General features: G+C 71.0%; 22 protein-coding genes. 9 read left to right on the plus strand and 13 right to left on the minus strand.

Going from position 1 to position 21,197, the window contains the following annotated elements:
• Positions 1 to 9 precede the first annotated feature (9 nt).
• The gene (gene argS / locus IF04_RS0125440; RefSeq protein ID WP_030262383.1) at positions 10 to 1,764 is read right to left on the minus strand and encodes an arginine--tRNA ligase; all 1,755 of its coding nucleotides are present in this window, start codon (positions 1,762 to 1,764) and stop codon (positions 10 to 12) included.
• 99 nt (positions 1,765 to 1,863) lie between these two features.
• On the opposite strand from argS, the gene lysS reads away from it, so the two are divergent.
• Complete coding sequence (lysS, locus tag IF04_RS0125445; protein WP_051831568.1) at positions 1,864 to 3,648, plus strand: lysine--tRNA ligase; 1,785 nt, start codon at positions 1,864 to 1,866, stop codon at positions 3,646 to 3,648.
• A gap of 75 nt (positions 3,649 to 3,723) precedes the next feature.
• Here the strand turns inward: lysS and IF04_RS0125450 are convergent, their stop codons facing one another.
• The 3 genes from IF04_RS0125450 to IF04_RS0125460 all read right to left on the minus strand — a co-directional run bounded on the left by IF04_RS0125450 (position 3,724) and on the right by IF04_RS0125460 (position 7,074).
• A complete protein-coding gene (locus tag IF04_RS0125450; RefSeq protein ID WP_030262390.1) occupies positions 3,724 to 4,962 on the minus strand; it encodes a DUF2637 domain-containing protein in 1,239 nt (412 codons plus the stop codon).
• 152 nt (positions 4,963 to 5,114) lie between these two features.
• On the minus strand, positions 5,115 to 5,825 hold the full coding sequence (locus IF04_RS0125455; RefSeq protein ID WP_030262395.1) for a DUF3558 family protein: 711 nt from the start codon (positions 5,823 to 5,825) through the stop codon (positions 5,115 to 5,117).
• A gap of 151 nt (positions 5,826 to 5,976) precedes the next feature.
• Positions 5,977 to 7,074: a hypothetical protein gene (locus tag IF04_RS0125460; RefSeq protein WP_051831569.1), complete on the minus strand. Its 1,098-nt coding sequence runs from the start codon at positions 7,072 to 7,074 to the stop codon at positions 5,977 to 5,979.
• A gap of 259 nt (positions 7,075 to 7,333) precedes the next feature.
• Between IF04_RS0125460 and IF04_RS0125465 the strand changes: the two genes are divergently transcribed.
• The 6 genes from IF04_RS0125465 (at position 7,334) to IF04_RS0125490 (ending at position 13,499) form a co-directional block, all read left to right on the plus strand.
• Positions 7,334 to 8,527, plus strand: a complete 1,194-nt coding sequence (locus IF04_RS0125465) for an RtcB family protein (RefSeq protein WP_030262402.1) — start codon at positions 7,334 to 7,336, stop codon at positions 8,525 to 8,527.
• A 112-nt stretch (positions 8,528 to 8,639) separates the two neighbouring features.
• Positions 8,640 to 9,317, plus strand: a complete 678-nt coding sequence (locus tag IF04_RS0125470) for a GAP family protein (protein ID WP_030262406.1) — start codon at positions 8,640 to 8,642, stop codon at positions 9,315 to 9,317.
• Between the two features lie 319 nt (positions 9,318 to 9,636).
• Positions 9,637 to 10,227, plus strand: coding sequence for a hypothetical protein (locus IF04_RS0125475; protein WP_030262410.1), 591 nt, complete (start codon positions 9,637 to 9,639; stop codon positions 10,225 to 10,227).
• A gap of 93 nt (positions 10,228 to 10,320) precedes the next feature.
• Positions 10,321 to 11,676, plus strand: coding sequence for a Dyp-type peroxidase (locus tag IF04_RS0125480; protein WP_051831570.1), 1,356 nt, complete (start codon positions 10,321 to 10,323; stop codon positions 11,674 to 11,676).
• Between the two features lie 56 nt (positions 11,677 to 11,732).
• Entirely contained in the window at positions 11,733 to 12,878 is a 1,146-nt protein-coding gene (locus IF04_RS0125485; RefSeq protein ID WP_030262415.1) for a catalase family protein, read from the plus strand.
• Positions 12,879 to 13,007: 129 nt separating this feature from the next.
• Positions 13,008 to 13,499: a hypothetical protein gene (locus tag IF04_RS0125490; RefSeq protein WP_030262418.1), complete on the plus strand. Its 492-nt coding sequence runs from the start codon at positions 13,008 to 13,010 to the stop codon at positions 13,497 to 13,499.
• Positions 13,500 to 13,588: 89 nt separating this feature from the next.
• On the opposite strand, the gene IF04_RS0125495 is transcribed toward IF04_RS0125490, so the two are convergent.
• The 5 genes from IF04_RS0125495 to IF04_RS0125515 form a co-directional block, all read right to left on the minus strand.
• The gene (locus IF04_RS0125495; RefSeq protein WP_245654508.1) at positions 13,589 to 14,020 is read right to left on the minus strand and encodes a peptidoglycan-binding domain-containing protein; all 432 of its coding nucleotides are present in this window, start codon (positions 14,018 to 14,020) and stop codon (positions 13,589 to 13,591) included.
• A gap of 115 nt (positions 14,021 to 14,135) precedes the next feature.
• Entirely contained in the window at positions 14,136 to 14,564 is a 429-nt protein-coding gene (locus tag IF04_RS0125500; protein WP_078600789.1) for a VOC family protein, read from the minus strand.
• A 30-nt stretch (positions 14,565 to 14,594) separates the two neighbouring features.
• Entirely contained in the window at positions 14,595 to 15,344 is a 750-nt protein-coding gene (locus IF04_RS0125505; protein ID WP_030262427.1) for an SDR family NAD(P)-dependent oxidoreductase, read from the minus strand.
• Between the two features lie 97 nt (positions 15,345 to 15,441).
• Positions 15,442 to 15,777 (minus strand): YnfA family protein, encoded by a 336-nt coding sequence (locus IF04_RS0125510; protein ID WP_030262430.1) that lies wholly within the window; start codon positions 15,775 to 15,777, stop codon positions 15,442 to 15,444.
• A 46-nt stretch (positions 15,778 to 15,823) separates the two neighbouring features.
• Positions 15,824 to 17,359: an FAD-dependent oxidoreductase gene (locus IF04_RS0125515; protein ID WP_030262433.1), complete on the minus strand. Its 1,536-nt coding sequence runs from the start codon at positions 17,357 to 17,359 to the stop codon at positions 15,824 to 15,826.
• A 97-nt stretch (positions 17,360 to 17,456) separates the two neighbouring features.
• On the opposite strand from IF04_RS0125515, the gene IF04_RS0125520 reads away from it, so the two are divergent.
• Complete coding sequence (locus IF04_RS0125520) at positions 17,457 to 18,050, plus strand: TetR/AcrR family transcriptional regulator (RefSeq protein WP_030262436.1); 594 nt, start codon at positions 17,457 to 17,459, stop codon at positions 18,048 to 18,050.
• Positions 18,051 to 18,060: 10 nt separating this feature from the next.
• Here IF04_RS0125520 and IF04_RS0125525 read toward each other — a convergent pair whose 3' ends face one another.
• The gene (locus tag IF04_RS0125525) at positions 18,061 to 19,017 is read right to left on the minus strand and encodes a M56 family metallopeptidase (RefSeq protein ID WP_030262440.1); all 957 of its coding nucleotides are present in this window, start codon (positions 19,015 to 19,017) and stop codon (positions 18,061 to 18,063) included.
• 3 nt (positions 19,018 to 19,020) lie between these two features.
• Positions 19,021 to 19,401: a BlaI/MecI/CopY family transcriptional regulator gene (locus tag IF04_RS0125530; RefSeq protein WP_030262444.1), complete on the minus strand. Its 381-nt coding sequence runs from the start codon at positions 19,399 to 19,401 to the stop codon at positions 19,021 to 19,023.
• Positions 19,402 to 19,601: 200 nt separating this feature from the next.
• Here IF04_RS0125530 and IF04_RS0125535 point away from each other — a divergent pair, with 200 nt between their 5' ends.
• A complete protein-coding gene (locus IF04_RS0125535; RefSeq protein ID WP_030262447.1) occupies positions 19,602 to 19,844 on the plus strand; it encodes a twin-arginine translocase TatA/TatE family subunit in 243 nt (80 codons plus the stop codon).
• Between the two features lie 27 nt (positions 19,845 to 19,871).
• Here IF04_RS0125535 and IF04_RS0125540 read toward each other — a convergent pair whose 3' ends face one another.
• Complete coding sequence (locus IF04_RS0125540) at positions 19,872 to 20,327, minus strand: tellurite resistance TerB family protein (RefSeq protein ID WP_030262450.1); 456 nt, start codon at positions 20,325 to 20,327, stop codon at positions 19,872 to 19,874.
• A gap of 127 nt (positions 20,328 to 20,454) precedes the next feature.
• Positions 20,455 to 21,177, minus strand: coding sequence for a GAF and ANTAR domain-containing protein (locus tag IF04_RS0125545; protein WP_030262454.1), 723 nt, complete (start codon positions 21,175 to 21,177; stop codon positions 20,455 to 20,457).
• Positions 21,178 to 21,197: the final 20 nt, after the last annotated feature.

Below are 21,197 nucleotides of genomic sequence, written 5' to 3' on the forward strand. Positions count from 1 at the left end.
CGCGGAGCGTCAGAGGCGCTCGGGCGTCCGGATGCCCAGGAGGGACATGCCCTTGTGGAGGGTGCGGGCCGTGATGTCGCAGAGGAACAGGCGGTTCTCGACCTGGGCGGGGGTCTCGGCCTTCAGGACCGGGCACTGGTCGTAGAAGGTCGTGTAGAGGGAGGCGAGCTGGTAGAGGTACGCCGTCAGCTTGTGGGGGGCGTACTCGGCGGCCGCGTCCGCGACCGTTTCGCCGAACTGGTCCAGGTGCAGGCCCAGCGCCCGCTCCGCCGGGGCGAGTTCCAGCTCCGCGTGCGCGGCCGGCTGCGCGTCGCCGGCCTTGCGGAGGATGGACTTGATGCGGGCGTGGGCGTACTGGATGTACACCGATGTGTCGCCGTTCAACGACACCATCTGGTCCAGGTCGAACTTGTAGTCGCGGTTGGCGGAGGTGGAGAGGTCCGCGTACTTCACCGCGCCGATGCCGACCTGCGCGCCGCGCTCCTGGATCTCTTCCTCGGTGAGGTCCTGGGCCTTCTCGCGCACCACCTCGGCGGCGCGCTGTGCCGCCTCGTCGAGCAGGTCCTCCAGGCGGACGGTCTCGCCCTCCCGCGTCTTGAACGGCTTGCCGTCCGCGCCGAGGACCGTGCCGTAGCCCATGTTGTGCGCGGTGACCTCGTCGCCGAGCCAGCCCGCCCGGCGGGCCGTCTCGAAGACCATCTTGAAGTGCAGGGACTGGCGCACGTCCACGACGTAGAGGAGCGTCGTCGCGTGCAGGTCGAAGACGCGGTTGCGGATCGCGGAGAGGTCGGACGCCGCGTACCCGAAGCCGCCGTCCGCCTTCTGCACGATCAGCGGGACCGGCTGGTCGTCCTTGCCCTTGATGTCGTCGAAGAAGACGACGAGGGCGCCCTCGGAGCGGACCGCGACGCCGGACTCCTCCAGCAGCCGGGCCGTCTCGGCCATCATGTCGTTGTACGCGGACTCGCCGACGATCTCGTCGTCCCGGATCTCCATGTCCAGCTTCTCGAAGACCGAGTAGAAGTAGACCTTCGACTCGTCCACGAACCGCTGCCAGAGGTCCAGGGTCTCCTTGTCGCCGGACTGCAGGGCCACGACCCGCTTGCGGGCCCGCTCCTTGAACTCCTCGTCCGCGTCGAAGACGGCGCGCGACGCCTTGTACACCCGGTTCAGGTTCGACATGGCCTGCTCGCCGTCGACCTCGTCGGCCGGGGCCAGCTCGCCGGGGTGCTCGATCAGGTACTGGATGAGCATGCCGAACTGGGTGCCCCAGTCGCCGATGTGGTGGCGGCCGATCGTCTTCTCGCCCGTGAAGTCCAGCAGGTGGCGCAGGGCGTCGCCGATCACCGCGGAGCGCAGGTGGCCGACGTGCATCTCCTTCGCCACGTTCGGCTGGGCGTAGTCGATGATCGTGACGCCCGGCTCGTCCTTCAGGGGCACGCCGAGCCGGTCGTCCGCCGCGCGGGCGGCCAGCGTCTGCACGAGGGCCGTGTCGGTGACCGTGATGTTCAGGAAGCCGGGGCCGGAGACCTCGATGTCCTTGATCAGCTCGGGGGCCGTGATCCGCTCGACGACCTGCGTGGCCAGCTCGCGCGGATTCCCCTTGAGCTTCTTCGCGAGCGCGAGCATCCCGTTGGCCTGGAAGTCGGCCCGGTCGCTTCGTCGCAGCAGCGGGTCGGCGGCGCCGGCCTCCGGCAGGGCTGCCGAGAGGGCGTCCGCGACGCGCTGATTGACCGATGCGGCGAGAGAAGGGACCGAAGCCATGGAGTGCTGCCGTTCCGTTGGGGTGGAAAGGGTTTGCCGGTCAGTATCCCACGGCGGCACCATCGAGTTTTCGTCTGGGAGAATGGAACGGCCAGGCTCATGCGTACGGGCCCGGCGATCAAGCGAAGCGCAGAGGATCAAGAGGAAGGGCCGACCGTGGCTCAGAGCACCGAGACAACCGACTGGGTCTCCCGCTATGCGGACGAGGTCATCGCCGAGTCGGAGCGTCGCGCGCCTGGCAAACCGGTCGTGGTCGCCTCCGGCCTGTCCCCCTCCGGCCCGATCCATCTCGGCAACCTCCGCGAGGTCATGACCCCGCACCTGGTCGCGGACGAGATCCGCCGCCGGGGGCACGAGGTCCGCCACGTGCTGTCCTGGGACGACTACGACCGGTACCGCAAGGTCCCGTTCGGCGTCGAGGGCGTGGACGACTCCTGGGCCGAGCACATCGGCAAGCCGCTGACCAGCGTCCCGGCCCCCAAGGGCTCGGCGTACCCGAACTGGGCGGAGCACTTCAAGGCCGCCATGGTCGACGCGCTCACGCAGCTGGGTGTCGAGTACGACGGCATCAGCCAGACCGAGCAGTACACCTCCGGCACGTACCGCGAGCAGATCCTGCACGCGATGAAGCACCGCGGCGACATCGACGCGATTCTCGCCCAGTACCGCACGAAGAAGGCCCCGGCGAAGAAGTCGCAGAAGCCGGTGGACGAGGCGGAGCTGGAGGCCGCGGAGGGCTCCGGCGCGGCCGGTGAGGACGACGGCAGCGGCGGCGGCGCGGGCTACTTCCCGTACAAGCCGTACTGCACGGCCTGCGGCAAGGACTTCACCACCGTCACCGCGTACGACGACGACACGACCGAGCTCACCTACACCTGCACCTGCGGGCACGGTGAGACGGTCCGGCTGAGCGAGTTCAACGGCGGCAAGCTGGTCTGGAAGGTCGACTGGCCCATGCGCTGGGCCTACGAGGGCGTGATCTTCGAGCCGTCGGGCGTGGACCACTCCTCGCCCGGTTCCTCCTTCCAGGTCGGCGGCCAGATCGTGGGCATCTTCGACGGCAAGCAGCCGATCGGCCCCATGTACGCCTTCGTGGGCATCTCGGGCATGGCGAAGATGTCGTCGTCCAAGGGCGGCGTGCCCACCCCGGCCGACGCCCTGCAGATCATGGAGCCGCAGCTGCTGCGCTGGCTGTACGCGCGGCGCCGCCCGAACCAGTCGTTCAAGATCGCCTTCGACCAGGAGATCCAGCGGCTGTACGACGAGTGGGACCGGCTGGACGCGAAGGTCGCCGACGGCTCCGTGCTGCCGGCCGACGCGGCGGCGTACGCCCGTGCCGTCGGGACGGCGGCGGGCGAGCTGGCGAAGACGCCGCGCCCGCTGCCGTACCGCACGCTCGCCTCGGTCGCCGACATCACGGCCGGGCACGACGAGCAGACCCTGCGCATCCTCAGCGAGCTGGACCCGGAGAACCCGGTCGGCTCGCTGGACGAGGTCCGGCCCCGGCTGGACCGCGCCGAGCAGTGGATCACCAGCCAGGTCCCGGCCGACCAGCGGACCATCGTGCGCGAGGAGCCGGACACCGAGCTGCTGGGCTCGCTGGACGACCAGGCGAAGGAGTCGCTGCGGCTGCTGCTGGACGGCCTGGACACGCACTGGTCGCTCGACGGGCTGACGCACCTGGTCTACGGCGTGCCGAAGGTTCAGGCGGGCTTCTCCGCGGACGCCACCGCGAAGGAGCTGCCGCCGGAGATCAAGACCGCCCAGCGGTCGTTCTTCGCGCTGCTGTACCGCCTGCTGGTCAGCCGCGAGACCGGTCCGCGCCTGCCCACCCTGCTCCTCGCCGTCGGCGCGGACCGGGTGCGCAAGCTGCTGGGCGCGTAAGAGGTACCGCACTCCGCCAGGGGCCCGGGCGCACGCCGCCCGGGCCCCTTGTCGTGCGCGTGGGCAGGCGAGCGGTCAGGCGATGTGCTCGCTCTCCATCTCCTGGCGGAAGCGGGCGCGGAAGTCACGGACGTACGTCCGCAGGTAGTTCTCGCTGAGCGGGCCGGTGCCGTCCCGGCCCGTGACGCCGTAGTTGTTGAGCAGGTAGCGCGCGAACTGGTGGGCGTCGGGCATGTCGTTCCGGTCGGCGACGTACGCCCGGAAGGCCTCGTAGAACTGCTCGTCGCGCGGCAGCCCCTCGGAGAGCTGCTCGGTCGGCGCGACCGGTTCGGGGACGGGCTCGGGCGCCGGCGCGGGCATCGGTACGGTCGCGCCCGCGGTGCCGAGCGGGCGGCTGCGGCCGGGGCCCACGGGGATGGTGAGCGAGGAGGTGGGCTCTTCGGGGGCGTTGTACGCCTCGCTGGGCTCGTACGTCTCGTGGGGTTCCGGGTGCTCCAGGGCTTGGGCGGGGGCTTGGACGGGAGCCTGGGCCGGGAGCTCGGCCCGTTCCTGGGCCGGGAGCTCGGCCCGTTCCTGGGCCGGGAGCTCGGCCTGTTCCTGGGCCGGGACCGGAGAAGGCGCGGGGGTGAGCTCCGCCGCCAGCCCGGCCGCCGCGAGCCCCGCCGGCCCGGTTTCCGCGATTGGCACGCCATACCGTGCCAATCGCAGCGGCATCAGCGACTCCACCGGTGCCTTGCGCCGCCACGCGCGCCCGTACCGGGACCGCAGCCGCGCCTGGTACACCAGCCGGTCCTGCTCCAGCTTGATCACCTGCTCGTAGGAGCGCAGCTCCCACAGCTTCATGCGGCGCCACAGCCGGAAGGTCGAGGGGAAGGCGAGGAGCCAGCGGGAGAGCCGGACGCCCTCCATGTGCTTGTCGGCGGTGAGGTCGGCGATCCGGCCGATCGCGTGCCGGGCGGCCTCGACCGCGACGACGAAGAGGACGGGGATCACCGCGTGCATCCCGACGCCGAGCGGGTCGGGCCAGGCCGCCGCGCCGTTGAAGGCGATCGTCGCGGCCGTCAGCAGCCAGGCGGTCTGGCGCAGCAGCGGGAAGGGGATCCGGATCCAGGTGAGCAGCAGGTCCAGCGCCAGGAGGACGACGATGCCCGCGTCGATGCCGATCGGGAAGACGTACGAGAAGGAGCCGAAGCCCTTCTTCTCGGCGAGCGCGCGGACCGCCGAGTACGAACCGGCGAAGCCGATCGCGGCGATGACCAGCGCGCCCGCGACGACCACGCCGATCAGTATTCGGTGCGTACGACTCAAACGCATCGCGGCCACCCGCGATCCCTCCCCGCACTCGGCTGACTGGCGCGCCTAGCGTGGCACACCCGTGCAGCCGGGTGAGGGGAGGGCGGCAGGCGTTACGTGAGTGGTACGCCCGCGGTGCGGATATGTGCTCGCTTGTCCGCCTACCTCTTCGCCTACTTGTTCACCTTGTTGATCTCGTAGACGGCCTGCTTCGCGGCCTCTTCGGCGTCCGCCAGCATCTCCTTGCCGTCCGGGGCCTTCGCGCCGGCCAGGCCCGCGCCGTTGAAGTTGATCGTGACCACGGCGTTGGCGGTACGGGCGATGACCGTCTGGTTCTTGAAGTCGTTGCCGTCCTTCTTCAGGTCGTACGTCACCGTGGTCGCCCCGTCGCCGATGCCCTTGGCGGGCTCGCTCTTGACGTTCTTGGCGTCCTTGGTGCCCTTGGCCGCGTCGACCTGCTTGTTGTAGAAACCGGTCGCCCGCTTTTCTCCGGAGCCCAGCGCGGGGTCGGAGTCGTAACGCTGCAGGTTGACGGCGAGCCAGCGGAACTGCGTGCCGTTGATGCCGCCCTTGCCCTGCCGCTCCTCGCTGCTCCAGGTGCAGGTGCCGTGCGCGGAGGTGTCGCTGCTCTTCCCCTCCTCGCCGCTCTCGTCCTTCACGGCGGGCAGCATCTTCTTGACGCGGTCCTTCGTGATGGCCGTGCAGGGGTCGGGGAGCTTCTTGAACTTGCCCGGTGCCACCTTGGGCGACGAGCTCGGGGACGCGGACTTCGAGGCGGTGTCGCCGGAGCCCTTTTCCGAGTCGTCGGAGCAGCCGGCGACGAGCATCACCGGTACGGCTGCGCAGGCGAGGTAGCTGGCGAGTCGCTTGGCTGAACGGTGCATGGTTCCTTCGCTGTTCGTCGTCGTGCGAGCGGCCGTTCCGCGCGCAGGGCCCGGGTGGCCCCTGCGACGCACGGTACGCGGCGGACGGGCGCCGGTTGCCGAATTGTGGTGTTACTCGCCGACGGTAACGGGTCAATCCGACCGTAACCGGTCATTCGGTCCAGTGCGCGGCCAGCTCGGCGGCCAGCGCCCGGGCCTTTTCCTGCAGCTCGCGACGGTCGGGAAGGACGGACTTGTCGGTGGACCACTGGTCGTACTCGATGGTCACAATCACATTCGACGAGCGGAACACGACCGTGACGTCGCGGTGCAGGCCGGAGTCGGCGGTGACCAGCGCGTCGTCCAGGAAGGCGGCGTCGCCGAGGTCGGCGAGCGGGCGCGGCGCGAGGCTCGCGGCGTCGTCGGGGGAGCCGGAGCCGGAGGAGCCGGAGGGGTCGGGAGAGCCGGAGGAGCTGGGGGAACCGGGGGAGTCGCCTTCGGCCGTACGGGTGTCCGAGGGGCGGGTGCCGTCGCCGGAGCCCTTCCCGGAGCTGGTGTCCTGCGCGTCGCCGGGGGTGTTTCCTGCGGTGTTTCCGGCCCTGTCGCCGGCGGTGTCTCCGGTGGTTGCGGAGTCGTCGCGCTGCGCGGGGGCAGCTGAGGCGTCGGTCGCCGGGCCCCTTCCGCCGGACGGGCGGGTGCCGCTGCCTGAGCCGGTACGGCTGTCGGCATCGCTGCCCGTGCCGCGCTCCGACGCCCCGCCGGACTTCTCGCCCTGCTCACCCTTCTCCTCGGAGGCGCCCGAGCTCTTGCTCGCGGAGGGGGTGGGGGCGCTCGGCGTGCCGCTCGGGATGTGGGCCGCGAGCTCCCGCTTCGCGTACAGCTCCTGCGCCTTGTCGTCATCGCTGACGGAGCCGTCGTACGACACCACGCGCTGCAGGTCGATGTTGAGGTGGCGGGTGCCCTCGGAGGTCTCCCGCTTCCAGTGGCAGCCGACCCGGCGGTCGGTGTCGAAGGTGATGTCGGCCCGGCCGCGGTAGACCTTCTCGGCCTCCTCGCGGGTCTCCGCGCTGCCGTCGGTGGGCAGCATGCCGCGCAGCGTCCTCCGGGCGGGCAGCCCGCACGGCTCGGGGAGCGAGTCGAACTCGCCCGGCTCGGCGACGGGCGCCGACGACGTGCTGTCGCCGCCCTTGGCGTCCTCGGCCCCCGCATCGGTGTCCGAGCTGCCGGAGCAGCCGGCGAGCATGGTGGCCAGCGCCACGGCAGCCGCCACGGCGGCCCCTCGTACGGACGACCTTCGCTGCACCGTCCCCGGCTCCTTCCGTACGAAATCCGGTTGCCGCTGAGCAGCGGCTGATGGACACAATGTCTACCGCACGCATCGTCGCACCCGCCGGTCCGTTGTCGCTGATCGGGTGCAATATCCAGCTTTTGCGTTTTCATCGCTATGCACTTTTTGCTGGCATCTGATGGCGTTTGCTGTGCGTTTGCTGTTCTTATTTCATCGGTTTCATCGGGGGAACGAGGAAGTCATGTCGTACGTGGAAGTGCCCGGCGCGCAGGTTCCGATCCGGATGTGGGCGGACCCGGCCACGGTCGAGGGTGTCGCGCTGCAGCAGCTGCGCAATGTCGCGACGCTGCCGTGGATCAAGGGCCTGGCCGTGATGCCGGACGTGCACTACGGCAAGGGCGCCACGGTCGGGTCGGTCATCGCCATGCACGGCGCGGTCTGCCCGGCGGCGGTCGGCGTCGACATCGGCTGCGGCATGTCCGCGGTCAAGACCTCCCTGACGGCGAACGATCTCCCCGCCGACCTCTCCCGCCTCCGCTCGAAGATCGAGGAAGCCATTCCGGTGGGGCGCGGCATGCACGACGACCCGGTGGACCCGGGGCGGCTGCACGGCTTCGGAACGGCCGGCTGGGACGACTTCTGGTCCCGCTTCGACGGCATCGCGGACGCGGTCAAGTTCCGCCAGGACCGGGCAACGAAGCAGATGGGAACGCTCGGCTCGGGCAACCATTTCATCGAGTTCTGCCTGGACGAGAACGACTCCGTCTGGCTGATGCTGCACTCCGGCTCCCGGAACATCGGCAAGGAGCTCGCCGACTTCCACATCGGCGAGGCCCAGAAGCTGCCGCACAACCAGGGCCTGGTCGACCGCGACCTCGCCGTCTTCATCGCGGACACCCCGCAGATGGCGGCGTACCGCAACGACCTCTTCTGGGCGCAGGAGTACGCGAAGCACAACCGCGCGATCATGATGGCCCTCTTCCAGGACGTCGTCCGCAAGGAATTCAAGAAGGCGCGGCCCACCTTCGACCCGGTGATCTCCTGCCACCACAACTACGTGGCGGAGGAGCGGTACGAGGGTATGGACCTGCTGGTCACGCGGAAGGGTGCGATCCGGGCGGGGAGCGGGGACTACGGGATCATCCCGGGTTCGATGGGCACGGGCTCGTACATCGTCCGCGGCCTCGGCAATGAGAAGTCCTTCAACTCGGCCTCGCACGGCGCGGGCCGCAAGATGAGCCGCAACGCCGCGAAGAAGCGTTTCTCCACAAAGGACCTGGAGGAGCAGACGCGGGGCGTGGAGTGCCGTAAGGACTCCGGCGTGGTGGACGAGATCCCCGGCGCGTACAAGCCCATCGAAAAGGTCATCGACCAGCAGCGCGACCTGGTCGAGGTCGTCGCAAAGCTCAAGCAGGTGGTGTGCGTGAAGGGCTGAGGGCGGCCTTGCGGGGCCGTCGGCCGCACCTCACCATGGGCACGGCCAAGCGCTGTCGTACGCCGTAGAAAGCCGAGCGGAGTCCGGCAGCCGATCCCGCCCGGAGGGCGCCATGGGTCAAACTCTCGGTGATGTGCTGGGCTTTGCGGCAGGTGTCGCGATCAGCCCGCTTCCGATCGTCGCGATCAACCTGATCCTGGCCACACCACGGGGCCGGCTCAACGGAGTGCTCTTCGCCTTCGGCTGGCTGGTGGGGCTGGGGGCACTGGGCGCGGTGATGCTGGCGATCGGCGGACCGGCCGGTTCCTCCACCGGCAAGGAGCCGGCCACCTGGGTGGGCGGCCTCAAGACCGGCCTGGGCATCCTGCTCCTGCTCTTCGCCGTACGGCAGTGGCGCCGGCGTCCTGCCGATGCCTCGCAGGCGCAGCTTCCGAAGTGGATGGCCGCCATCGACCGCTTCACCCCGGTCAAGACCCTGGGCCTGGGTCTGGTGCTGTCGGCCGCCAACCTCAAGAACGCCCCCTTGACCATCGCGGCCGGTGCCACGATCAGCGCGTCCGGAATCCCGCTCGGACAGCAGGTCGTCTCGCTTGCCGTGTTCGTGTTCATCGGGTCCCTCGGCCTGCTCGTACCGCTCGGTGCCTTCCTGTTGCTGGGCGAACGGGCACGTCACGCCCTCAGCGCCGGGAAGGACTGGGCCGTCCGGCACAACACCGCCGTGATGGCAGTCCTGTTCTTCGTCCTCGGGCTGAAGCTGCTCGGCGACGGCATCGGCATCCTGGCCCGATGACCGGCACCGCCTCTTCCGGGAGCCCAGCGGCTTCCCCTCCGCCCCGGGGGCTGCGCGGGAACCGGCCATGAGCTGTCCTGCGCTGTCCCCGGTTGCACCGCGTCACCGCAGGCCCAAGCCGGGGCGGCACCGGATTGACGGCGTACGGCCATCGAGGCGGGGGTGCGGACGACGGCATCCTCGTCCCCGTACCGCGGTGACCGGTTTTCCCGGCTGCCCGGCGCGGGCGGCGCGCTAAGAATGGGGGACGAGGGCGATGGCGCTTCCCTACTGAGTGCTTGGCGTCCCTCGGACGGATCCGTGGCAGGAGTGACTCACGATGGCTGCTACGTCAGATGCGACCTCGTCGGCCCAGCCCGAGCGCCCGGGCATGAGGGACGGGGTGTGCAGCGAGTTCACCGTCTACACCAAGATCAAGCCGGGCCATGCGGACGCGATGCGTGAGGACCTCGCCACGCTTGCCGGCGGATCGTCCGACAAGGAGGCCCGAGGGGCACTGGAGCAGATCGGCACCCTGCACGACGCACGCCACGTGATGTTCGACAACGACACCCGGCACATGTTCGCCAGTGTCTTCGACGGCTCCTGGGACACCTACATCGACGACTTCGGCAAGACGTCGATCGGGGACCGCTTCAACACGGTCTTCTCGCACACCGAAGGGTTCCCCGGCATCACCGATCCGGGCGTGAAGGACTGGTTCCTCGCCCACCAGGCGCCCGCAGGGGTCTTCGTCAGCTCTTACCCCGACCTGACCGTCCAGCAGATCTGGAAGGACCAGCGCGTCAGCGAGGCCTTCCAGGCGGTACTGGACACCCCCGAGTTCCGGGCGGCGCTGGACAACCCGGCCAACGCGGAGCTGCTGGCCACCCCTGCCTTCCGGAAGCTGATGGAGGAGGCCGCAGGCTAGCGCCCGGCGCGTCATGGACCGCGCCGGCCGGAGCGAGCGGCCGGCCGGCGCAGGCTTGTCCGGGCAGAGACTGATGCGGAGGCGCAGACGACCATGAACGCGTCGGCAAGCGCGAGCGGGGCCGGTCGGGCGGGCGTCGAGATCGACGATGTCCAGAGCGGGGCGCTGCATCCACGGCCGGTGCCGTACGTGGGAAGGTTCGTCTTCCTCCGTGTCGATGACCGCCACGCTGGGCGCACCCTGCTGCGACGGCTGCTCCCGTCGGTCGAGGGCGGTCTGCCCAGCGCGGCCCCGAGCCAGGACGCCTGGGTGGCGGTGGCATTCACCTACCAGGGACTGCGGGCGCTGGGGGTGCCCCAGGAGTCGCTGGACAGCTTTCCGCGGGCGTTCCGCCAGGGCATGGCGGCGCGTGCGCAGCTGATCGGCGACGTGGGCGAGAGTGCCCCGACCCATTGGGAGCCGCCGTTCGGAACGGCCGAGGTGCATGTCGTACTGAGTGCTCTCTCGCCCGATGAGGCGCGGCTGGAGAAGGCACTGGAGCGGGCCCGTGCCGCCTGCCGGGACACGCCCGGAGCCGAGGTGATCTGGCAGCAGGAGGTCCGCCAGCTCCCGACCGGGCGCACCACCCTGGGTTTCCGTGACGGCATCAGCCATCCGAACATCGAGGGCGTCGGGCTGCCCGGCTCCAACTCCCGGGAAGTTCCCCTCAAGGCGGGCGAGTTCTTCCTCGGCTACCCCGACGAGACCGGCAATCTGCCGCCCATACCCAGCCCCGACGTGCTGGGGCGCAACGGGACCTACGTGGCGGTGCGCAAGCTGCACACCAAGGTGGCGGCCTGGCGCCAGTACCTGCGCGCGCAGACCTCCAGCGCGCAGGAAGAGGCGCTGCTGGCGGCGAAGATGGTCGGGCGCTGGCCCAGCGGGGCGCCGTTGACACTGTCCCCGGAGCGCGAGGACGCCGAGCTGGGCCACGATCCGCACCGCAACAACGACTTCCTGTACCGGGAGAACGACGACCGCGGCTTCCGGTGTCCGGCCGGCGCGCACATCCGGCGCGTCAACCCGCGCGATGCCGCCATCATCGGCGACGCGCGGATGCACCGCCTCATCCGCCGCGGTACCACCTACGGCCCGCCGTTGCCGGAGGGCGTGCTCGAGGACGACGGCGCCGACCGGGGCCTGGTCGGCGTCTTCATCGGGGCCCACCTTGAGCGGCAGTTCGAGTTCATCAAGACCGAGTGGATCAACGACGGCAACTTCATCGGCTACCCCGGCGAGAAGGACCCGATAGCCGGGCACCACGACGGGACCGGCAGCGCCACCATCCCGGAGCAGCCGGTCCGGCGCCGCCTGCAGGATCTGCCCAGCTTCGTGGTCACCCGAGGCGGTGAGTACTGCTTCCTGCCGGGTCTGCGCGCCCTGCGCTGGCTCGCCGAACTGGAGGGCTGAGGGGCTGTCCTACGCCCCGAGGTCGCCGGCACGGTCTCCGAGAAGAGGTCGACGTCATGGCTGCACGGTTCGTTCCCTATACGCGGGATGTCGAGGACGAGGACCCGCACTTCGACCGCCACCTGCAGACGGTGATCGACAAGACCAGGCGCTTCATCGCCGACTCGGTCACGGCCGGCGGCACCGGGCGGGCCGTCCGCGACGCCCACGCCAAGGGGTACGGGCTGGTCCGGGGGCAGGTGGAGATCCTGACCGGGCTTCCTCCCGAGTACGCCCAGGGCATCTACGCGACGCCGGGAACCCACGATGCGCTCATCCGCTTCTCCAACGGTTCACCGCACGCCGGAGCCGACGCCCGGCTGGGCGCCGCGACCGGGCTGGCCCTGAAGATCTTCGACATCAAGGGCCCGACCCTGCTGGAGGACGAGCCGGACGCAGGCACGTTCGACTACGCCAACATCAACGCGCCGGTGTTCTTCTGCAACACGGTCGAGCACTACCTGTTCATCCAGGAGCTGTTCCTGAACGCACCGGACTACTTCTCCCAGGGCCGGCCCGGCGCGCATCGCTTCTACACCGAGTTCGTGACCGGAAAGGGAACGCTGGACCAGGACGACTGGGCGTGGCACGAATTCCTGGCCTTCCTGCGCCTGTCGAAGATCCCTCCGGCCAACCTGCTGCTGTCGAGCTACTGGACGATGGGCGCCGTCCGACACGGAAAGTACATCGCCAAGGTGCGCATCGCCCCCGACCCGCACTGCGCGGCCGCGGTGGAACGTCGCGCCATCGACCCGGCCTCGGCGCCGGAGGTCTTCCGGCCGGCCCTGCTGGCCGAGCTGCGGGAGCGGCCCTACGCCTTCGACATCCAGGTGCAGCTCTGCACCGACCTGGAACGGATGCCGGTGGAGGACACCACCGTGGAGTGGCCCGAGCAGCTGTCGCCGTTCGTCACGGTGGCCAGGCTGCGGTTGCCGCGGCAGGACATCTCCGGTCCGGACAACCTGGAGAAGATGGACGCGCTGTCCTTCACGCCCTGGCGGGTCACCGCCGAACACGCCCCCCTGGGCAACATCATGCGGGCCCGCAAGGAGGTCTACCGGCAGTCCTCCATCGAGCGCCACAACCTCAACCAGCAGCCCCGCTCAGAACCCCGCAGCGCCGACGAGGTACTTGCCTTTCCGGGGAATTACACGTTCGAGTGAGGGATTTCCGGTCAAAGGGGTTGAGGGGGGCTTTCGGGGGTGGACTGGCGAGTTTTTCTCTTTTGGTGTGCCGGTTCCGCTGAGAATGTCGGTGCCGGGTTGATGTGAACACGCGGGAGAGGAAAGCAAATGCGGGTTTTACGTTCCGGCCGTCGTGCGGGTCGGCTGGTGGCGGTGGCGGCCGCCGGTGTCCTCGGGCTGACGGGCACCTTGGCCTTCACCGGGGCCGCGGGGGCCGCCGGCAGCGGCGGGGCCGACCGGTCGGCGCACAAGTGCAGCAAGGAGACGCTGAAGGGGCAGTACCTCTACCACTTCACGGGAGCACAGGTCTCGGGGAGCAAGCACGAGCCGATGGCGGAGGCCGGGACCGAGTGGTACGACGGGCACGGCCGGATCAAGACGATCAGCACGACCAGCGAGAACGGGAAGAGCGACGGCAAGACGTACGGCAGCGGCACGTACACGGTGAAGTCGGATTGCACCGGGAAGGCCACGTACGAGTCGTCCGGTGAGACCACCCACTACGACCTTTACCTGGAGCCCGAAGGGAAGAAGTTCACCTTCGTCAGTACGGACAAGGGGAGTTCCATTTCGGGTGAGGAAAACCGCGTCTTCAAATAACCGCGGCTTCACATAAGGCGGAGCGGTAGGGCAGAAAGGGCCGGCCCCGGTGGGGCCGGCCCTTTCTGATGTGACGGGTGGGACGTGGATCAGGCGGCGGGCCGGTCCGGCTGGACCGGGCCCGCCGGGGCGCCCGCCTGGTACAGGGCGAGCCAGGTGGTCGGGTTGACCACGCCGTTCGGGACGAGGTCGTGGTCCGACTGGAAGTGGGCCACGGCCGCCATCGTGTTGGCGTCGAAGGTGCCGCTGAGGTTGTTCCAGCCCAGGTACTGGCGGTTGGCCAGCAGGCACTGGACCTGGGAGACCTGGTCGCCCGCCGCACCGAGGGCGACGGTGCCGCGGTCCTCGGAGAAGGCACAGGCCGCGGGGCCGTGCACGACGTTGTCGCCCATCGCGGCGGAGGCGGGGGTGGCGAGCAGGCCGGTGGTCAACAGGCCCGCGCCGGCGGCCAGTACGGCCGCACGCTTGAAGGCCCTGCCGGGCCTGCGGAAACGGGGGGTGGGGATACGGAAAGTGCTCACGCTGGCCCCGTGCCCAGTAAGGGGAAAATCATGTGGAGTGATCGTTGTGGATCTTGTGAAGGTCCGCCGTTCGAGGTGTACCGCGCGGCGTGCGGGGCACACACCGCGCGCCGCCCTACGCGTCCGCCGGGTACCAGCGCAGCTCGACGGTGTTGCCGTCCGGGTCCTGGACGTAGAGCGACTCGGCGGTGCCGCGGGCGCCGAAGCGCTTGCCGGGGCCGTCGAGGACGGTGAACACCCCGGAGTCGATGACCTGTTGCCAGTCCAGGGGCGCGACGACGAGGCAGAGGTGGTCGACGTTGGCGCGGGCCGGAGCGGCGTCCTCGCCGGGGGCCCGTACGAGGTCGATGATGGTCGTCGGGCTCACCCGGACGGACGGGAACGGCACCTCGCCGGCCCGCCATTCGGCCACCCGGACCGGTTCGAGGCCGAGCGGCCCGCAGTAGAAGTCCAGCGCGCGTTCGACGTCGGCGACGTTGAGGACCAGGTGGTCGAAGGCGGTGACGGTCACGGGAGCGCTGCGGGGTTCACTGGCGGGGCTCATGGTGTGTTCCTTCCCTGGGATGCGGACCGGTCAGGACTCGCGGTGGACCTTCGTGTTGGACGCCTGGGCGCGCGGGCGGACGACGAGGAGGTCGATGTTGACGTGGGCGGGGCGGGTGACCGCCCAGGCGATCGTCTCGGCCACGTCCTCGGCGGTCAGCGGCTCGGCGACGCCCTGGTACACCTTGGCGGCCTTCGCCTCGTCGCCGCGGAAGCGGGTGAGCGCGAACTCGTCGGTCTTCACCATGCCGGGGGCGATCTCGATGACGCGTACGGGCTCGCCGCACAGCTCCAGGCGGAGCGTCTCGGTGAGTACGTGGGCACCGTGCTTGGCGGCCACGTAACCGCCGCCGCCCTCGTATGTGCCGTGCCCGGCGGTCGAGGAGAGCACGACGACCGTGCCGTCACCGGTGGCGGTCAGCGCGGGCAGCAGCGCCTGCACCATGTTGAGCACGCCGAGGACGTTGACCTCGTACATCGCGCGCCAGTCGGCCGGGTCGGCGGTGGCCACCGGGTCGGTGCCGAGCGCGCCGCCCGCGTTGGCGACCAGCACGTCGCAGCGGTCCAGGGAGGCCGCGAAGGCGTCGACGGCGGCGCGGTCGGTGACGTCGAGGGCGTACGCCTCGGCGTGCGGGAGCTCGGCGGCCAGCGCCTCGATGCGGTCCTTGCGGCGCGCGGCGAGGATTACGCGGTAACCGGCCTCGGCGAGCTGCCGGGCGGTCGCGGCACCGATACCGCTGCTCGCTCCGGTGACAACGGCGGTACGGGCGGCGGCGGTCATGAGTGCTCCTCGGCGTACGGGCGTACGGATGTACGAGTGGGCGGTACCGCGGTCAGGATATGCCGAGTTGAACCGGGGGCCGGGGCCGGCAGGACCGTCAACGGCCCCGCGGCGCGTACATGATCAGGGCCATGCCGGCCAGGCAGACCAGGGCGCCGGTGATGTCCCAGCGGTCGGGGCGGTAGCCGTCCGCGACCATGCCCCAGACCAGCGAGCCGGCGACGAAGACGCCTCCGTACGCGGCGAGGATGCGGCCGAAGTCGGCGTCCGGCTGGAGCGTGGCGACGAAGCCGTACGCGCCCAGGGCCAGTACGCCCGCGCCCGCCCAGATCCAGCCGCGGCTCTCCCGTACGCCCTGCCAGACCAGCCAGGCGCCGCCGATCTCCAAGAGCGCGGCAAGGACGAAGAGGACGGCGGAGCGGACGATCGACATACCGGCAGGGTATGCCGACCGTCCGGGCGGGTACGGGCGCGGGCGTTCATCCCCGGCCTGACGCCGCTGCCGGCTCCCGCTCCGCCGGGCCCGTCCAGCGCAGCAGGGCCGCCGCGAGGGCATCCGCGCGGGCCGCGCGGTCCATCGTGTCCGTGGCCCACGCGATGTAGCCGTCCGGGCGGACCAGCAGCGCGGTGCGCCGGTCGCCGCGCCAGGTGCCGTGCACGAGGCGGCTCGCGTCCCGGCCGCCCAGCTCGGGCGACTCGTATGCCGGGGTGATGAGCACGAAGCGGTTGCCGCGCAGTGCTTCGTAGAGGCGACTGCCGTCCGCGAGCCGGATGTCGGGCGCGCGCCGGCCCGTCAGCGGGTGGTCGCCGCGGTGGCGTCCGTACGCGATGCCGATGCCGGTGATCATCGAGACCGCGCGGTGGGTCACCGGCGGTACCCGCTTGATGAGCTGTGTCGCCAGCATCCGCGCCGCGTGCTGCGCGCGGGTCTGCAGCAGCGCGAACCGGATGAGCGCGCCGCTGGAGCGCAGCACCATGCGGCCCACCGGGTGGCGTTCGGCGTGGTAGGTGTCCAGCAGCGCGTCGGTGGCCCGGCCGCGCAGTACGGCGATCAGCTTCCAGCTCAGGTTGGCGGCGTCCTGCAGGCCGGTGTTCATGCCCTGGCCGCCGGCCGGGGAGTGGACGTGGGCCGCGTCGCCCGCGAGGAAGGCCCGGCCCACGCGGTACTGCGGCACCTGCCGCTCGTCGCTGTGGAAGCGGGACATCCAGCGGGCCTCCTGGATGCCGTAGTCGGTGCCGTGGGCGAGCCGGGTGAGCTCGCGGACCTCCGCCAGGTCGACCGGCGCCTTGTCGTCGGTCTGCCGGTGACGGTGCCAGGCGATCACCCGGTACCAGCCGTCGCCGAAGCCCGCGATGAGGGCGAAGGCGTCGCCGGTGGCCTTGGCGACGAGCGGCGCGTCCAGTTCATCGGTGAGCCGTACGTCGGCGAGTACGACGGACCGGATGACGGCCTTGCCGGGGAACGGCAGGCCGAGCGCCCGGCGGACGCCGCTGTGCACGCCGTCGGTGCCGACCAGGTAGGACGCGCGGTGGCCGGCCGTGCCGCCGCCTTCGGTGCGGACCGTGGCCGTGATGCCGTCGGCGTCCTGGTCGATGCCGGTGAGCTCGTGGCCGTACGCGAAGGTCACGCCGGCCTTGCGGGCCCGCTCCTCCAGCACCCGCTCGACCTCGAACTGCGGGGTGACCAGGATGAACGGGAAGCGGGTGGGCAGCTCGGTCGGATCGATCGCGACATCGCCGAAGAGCTGGAGCGAGGTCACCGGATGGCCGGTGCCGATCACTTCCTCGGCGAGGCCCCGGGCGTCGAACTGTTCGAGGGTGCGGGCGTGCACGACCAGGGAGCGGGTGAGGTTGCTGATCCCGGGGGCGCGGCGCTCCAGCAGGGTGACGTCGAGGCCGGCCTCGGCGAGGTCGCCGGCGAGCAGCAGGCCGGTGGGCCCGGCGCCGACGACGAGGACGTCGGAGGTGGGGTGCGGGGCAGTCGTACGAGTGGTGGTGCGGGTTTCGCGGTTCATGGCCGCCTCCTGTGCCAACGTGTGTTGGTCAACGCTTGTTGGCAACGTACGGCGGCCACTCTGGCGTGTCAACAGCTGTTGGCCTACGCTTGTTGACATGTCCGACAGACCCCCTCCCGGTACCGAGACCCCGGCCCGTCCCCGCCGCTCCGACGCGACCCGCGCCGCGATTCTGAACGCCGCGCGCGACCGCTTCGCCGCCGAGGGGTACGAGCGCGCCACCATCCGGGCCATCGCCAGGGACGCGGGCATCGACCCGTCCATGGTCATGCGCTACTACGGCAACAAGGAGGGCCTGTTCGTCGCCGCCACCGACATCGACCTGCGGATGCCGGACCTGACCGCGGTGGACCGCGACCGGCTGGGCGAGCGGCTGGTGCGGCACTTCCTGGACGTCTGGGAGCACGACGAGCGGCTGACCGGGATGGTGCGGGTCGGCGTCACGGTCGACGCGGGCGCCGAGCGGCTGCGGTCGGTCTTCCGCGACCAGCTCGCGCCGGTGATCGCGGCGGTCTGCCCGGTGCCGGACGAGGCGGCGGTACGGGCCGCGCTGGTCGGCTCCCAGATCATCGGGATGGCGATGGCCCGTTACGTCGTGCGCATCCCGCCCGCAACGGGGCTCAGCCACGACGAGGTCGTCGCCTGGCTGGCGCCGACGGTGCAGCGGTATCTGACGGCTGAGCGGCCCTGAGGGCACCCGCTCAGAGCGGTGTCGCCGCCTGGAGGACGAGGAAGAGCGCGACGGCGGCGTTGACGGAGGAGAGGGCCGAGGCGAGGGTGCCCGCCGCCGCGACGAGGGTGGCGATACCGGCCGGGGTGAGCGCCGGCGGCCAGCCGCGGACCGGCGGCCCGGACCGCAGCAGCGCCGCCACCCGGCGCGGTACGGGACCCGGAGCGGCGAACGAGGCCAGCCCAGCCAGCCCGGCCGGCCCCGCCATCGGCGCGTGCCGGGTGATGAGCGCCGCCTTGCCCACCGCGCGCGCCGTCACCCGGCGGTCGCCGACCGCCTGCGCCGCCTCCTCGTCCGCCCAGCGTTCGGTGCAGAACTCCGTGGCCGTGCGCAGCGGCAGCAGGAAGGGGTTGGCGCGGGCCGCGAGCTGTACGGCCAGCAGGTAACGGTGGTGACGGCCCGTCAGATGGGCGCGCTCATGGGCGAACAGGGCGCGCCGCTCGCGCGAGTCCAGCCGGTCCAGCATCGCGGTGGACACCACGATCCGGCCCCGCCCCGGCCGCCGGGCCGGCAGCGCGTACGCGTACGGCACGCCGTCCGGCAGGACCGCGACCCGCGAGCCCGGCAGTCCGGCCAGCGCGCGGGCCGCCCGGCGCCGTACGCGCAGATGGCGCCAGAGGGTACGGACGCCCGCGACGGCCACCGCGGCCAGCGCGGGGATCGCCGCCCTGCCCACGATCTCGTCGTACGGGACCGCCGCGCGGACCTCCGGGTCGGACCAGCCGTCCGGCAGCGGGTTGCCGGGGAGCTGGGCCGTGCCGACGACCATGATCAGGGCGAGACAGAGGGTGCTGCACACGGCCAGTACGGCCGCCACGCCGGCCAGCAGGCGGGTGGCGCTGCGCGGGTGCAGATGCTGTTCGGCCAGCCGCGCCACCGGCCACGCGGTCAGCGGGAGTACGAGGGGCAGGAAGACGAACACGCCCACGGGTCAGTCCTCCGCGTCCTCGCCCGCCTCGTGGAGCAGGCCGCGCAGCAGGCGCTCGTCGTCGGGGGAGAGGGCCGTGACGAAGCTGGCCAGCACCGCTTCCCGGTCGGCCTCGGCGTCCAGTACCCGGCGCATGCGCAGCGCGGCGAGCCCCGCCTCGTCGGACGCGGCCTGCCACACGAAGGCGCGGCCCAGGCGCTCGCGGGTGACGGCCCCCTTGGCCAGCAGCCGGGAGAGGATGGTCATGACGGTGGTGTAGGCGAGATCGCCGTCGAGACGTTTCTGCACCCAGGCCGCGGTCGCCGGGCCCGAGGAGAGCCGCAGTACCGACAGGACCTGTGCCTCCAGTTCGCCCTGGCCGCGCCGGCGCGCTCCGCGGTCCACTCCGCCGTCTCCCTCCGCTGCCCCGTCCGTACGTGTGGTGGTCGTACGGTCCGTGGAGCGGCCATCGTACTGAGGTGAGCCCGGGGCGTACGCCTGGTCTTCACCCCTTGTTTCTACAGTGCTGTAGTTTCAAGTGGGCCGCGTCGACGGCCGGTACGCTCATGGGGCCCTCCGTGCGGAGGGGGAAGAGAGGACCGGGGATGTTCGGGATCAGTGAGATCGCGCTGCTCCTCATCGTTGTCATCGTGGTGCTCGCGGCCAAGCGGCTGCCCGATCTCGTGCGGTCGGCCGGCAAGGCGACCCGCATCCTGAAGGCCGAGACCAGGGCGATGAAGGACGGGGTCCACCCGGACGACGACGGCCCGCCGCCGCGCGTCATCAAGGCGCAGCCCGGCGACGTGATCAACTCCCGTGACCAGGGCGAGCCGGGGCCCCGCGGCTGACCGCCGCGGGCCGCACCCGGCCCCCGGTCACAGGTCGAACTCGGCCGGCGGGATGTCCAGCGCGAAGCAGACGTCGCGCACGACGGCCTGCTCGGTCTTGTCGAAGTCGCCGTCCGCGCCGCCGATGACGATGCCGATCTGGATGACGGCGCGCGCCTCGGCCGGCTTCTTCTTCACCTTGCCGATCTCCTGGAGCACGCTCACCCTGCCGAACTCGAAGTCGGCGACGAGCTTGTCGAGGTAACCGTCGAAGCGGCGCTGCAGATCGTCGGCAGCGAAGTTCTGCAGCACGTCGTTCGACATGATGAGCTGGGCGACGCGGCGGCGTTCGGAGGCGTCGACGCTGCCGTCCGCGGCGGCCACCAGCGCGCACATCGCCATGCTCGCGTCCCGGAAGGCGCCGCTCTTCAGCTCGTTCTTCTTCGCCGTCAGCTGCGTCTGCATCGTCTGGGCGGAGTCCTTGATCCGGTCCCACAGGGCCATGTGCTGCTCCTCGTCGTCCTTCGTCGTTCCGCGTCCGGCGCACGCGGGCGCGCCGCCGAGCTGAAATCTACACGGGTGTAGAAGTTGACGAGGTGCGTGGGTACGCGCCCGAGGATCAGGAGCGGGATCAGCCCAGGTCGAGCCGGCCCTCGACGATGTCGTGGGCCACGTCGGAGAGCAGCCGGCGGTGCGCGCGGGCGTGGCCGCGCAGCAGGGCGAAGGCGCCGTCCATGGTGAGCGAGTGACGCGTGGCGAGCACGCCCTTGGCCTGCTCGATGATCACGCGGCTGTTCAGCGCGAACTCCAGCTGCGAGCTCAGCGCCCGGCTCGCGTGCAGTTCGTGATCGCGCGTCAGGACCAGCCCGGTGAAGTCCGCGAGGGACTGGGCGAGCGCCGCCTTCTCCTCGGAGACCGGGGCGTCCGCCGCGGAGCCCAGCAGGACCAGCGCGCCCACGGACCGCTCACCGGTCCGCAGCGGGAAGGCGGCGGCGCGGGCGTATCCCAGCTCCAGCGCCCGCGGCGCGTACCGCGGCCAGCGCTGCCTGGCCGCCTGGCCGTCGAACGCGATGCCGGGGAGCGGCCGGCCGCTGCGGCGGCTGTCCGCGCCCGGGCCCTCGCGCCACTTCAGCGCCTCCTGGTTCAGCAGCTGTGCGCCGTCCTCGGAGCCGGCCACCTGCGGTTCCGCCCGGTCGTCGACGGCTCCCACCGCGCCGGCCGCGCGCACGCCGAGCAGCCGGGGACTGCACCGTGCCAGTGTGGACAGCAGCTCGGGGACCTCCAAGGGCGCGCCCGCGGTACCTCCGGACAGTTCCACGAACACGTCGGCGATCTGCTGTGCCGGTGTCGTCATCACGCCCCCTTCATGCGAGT

It is taken from the genome of Streptomyces violens (assembly GCF_000717745.1).
GTDB classification, from domain to species: domain Bacteria; phylum Actinomycetota; class Actinomycetes; order Streptomycetales; family Streptomycetaceae; genus Streptomyces; species Streptomyces violens.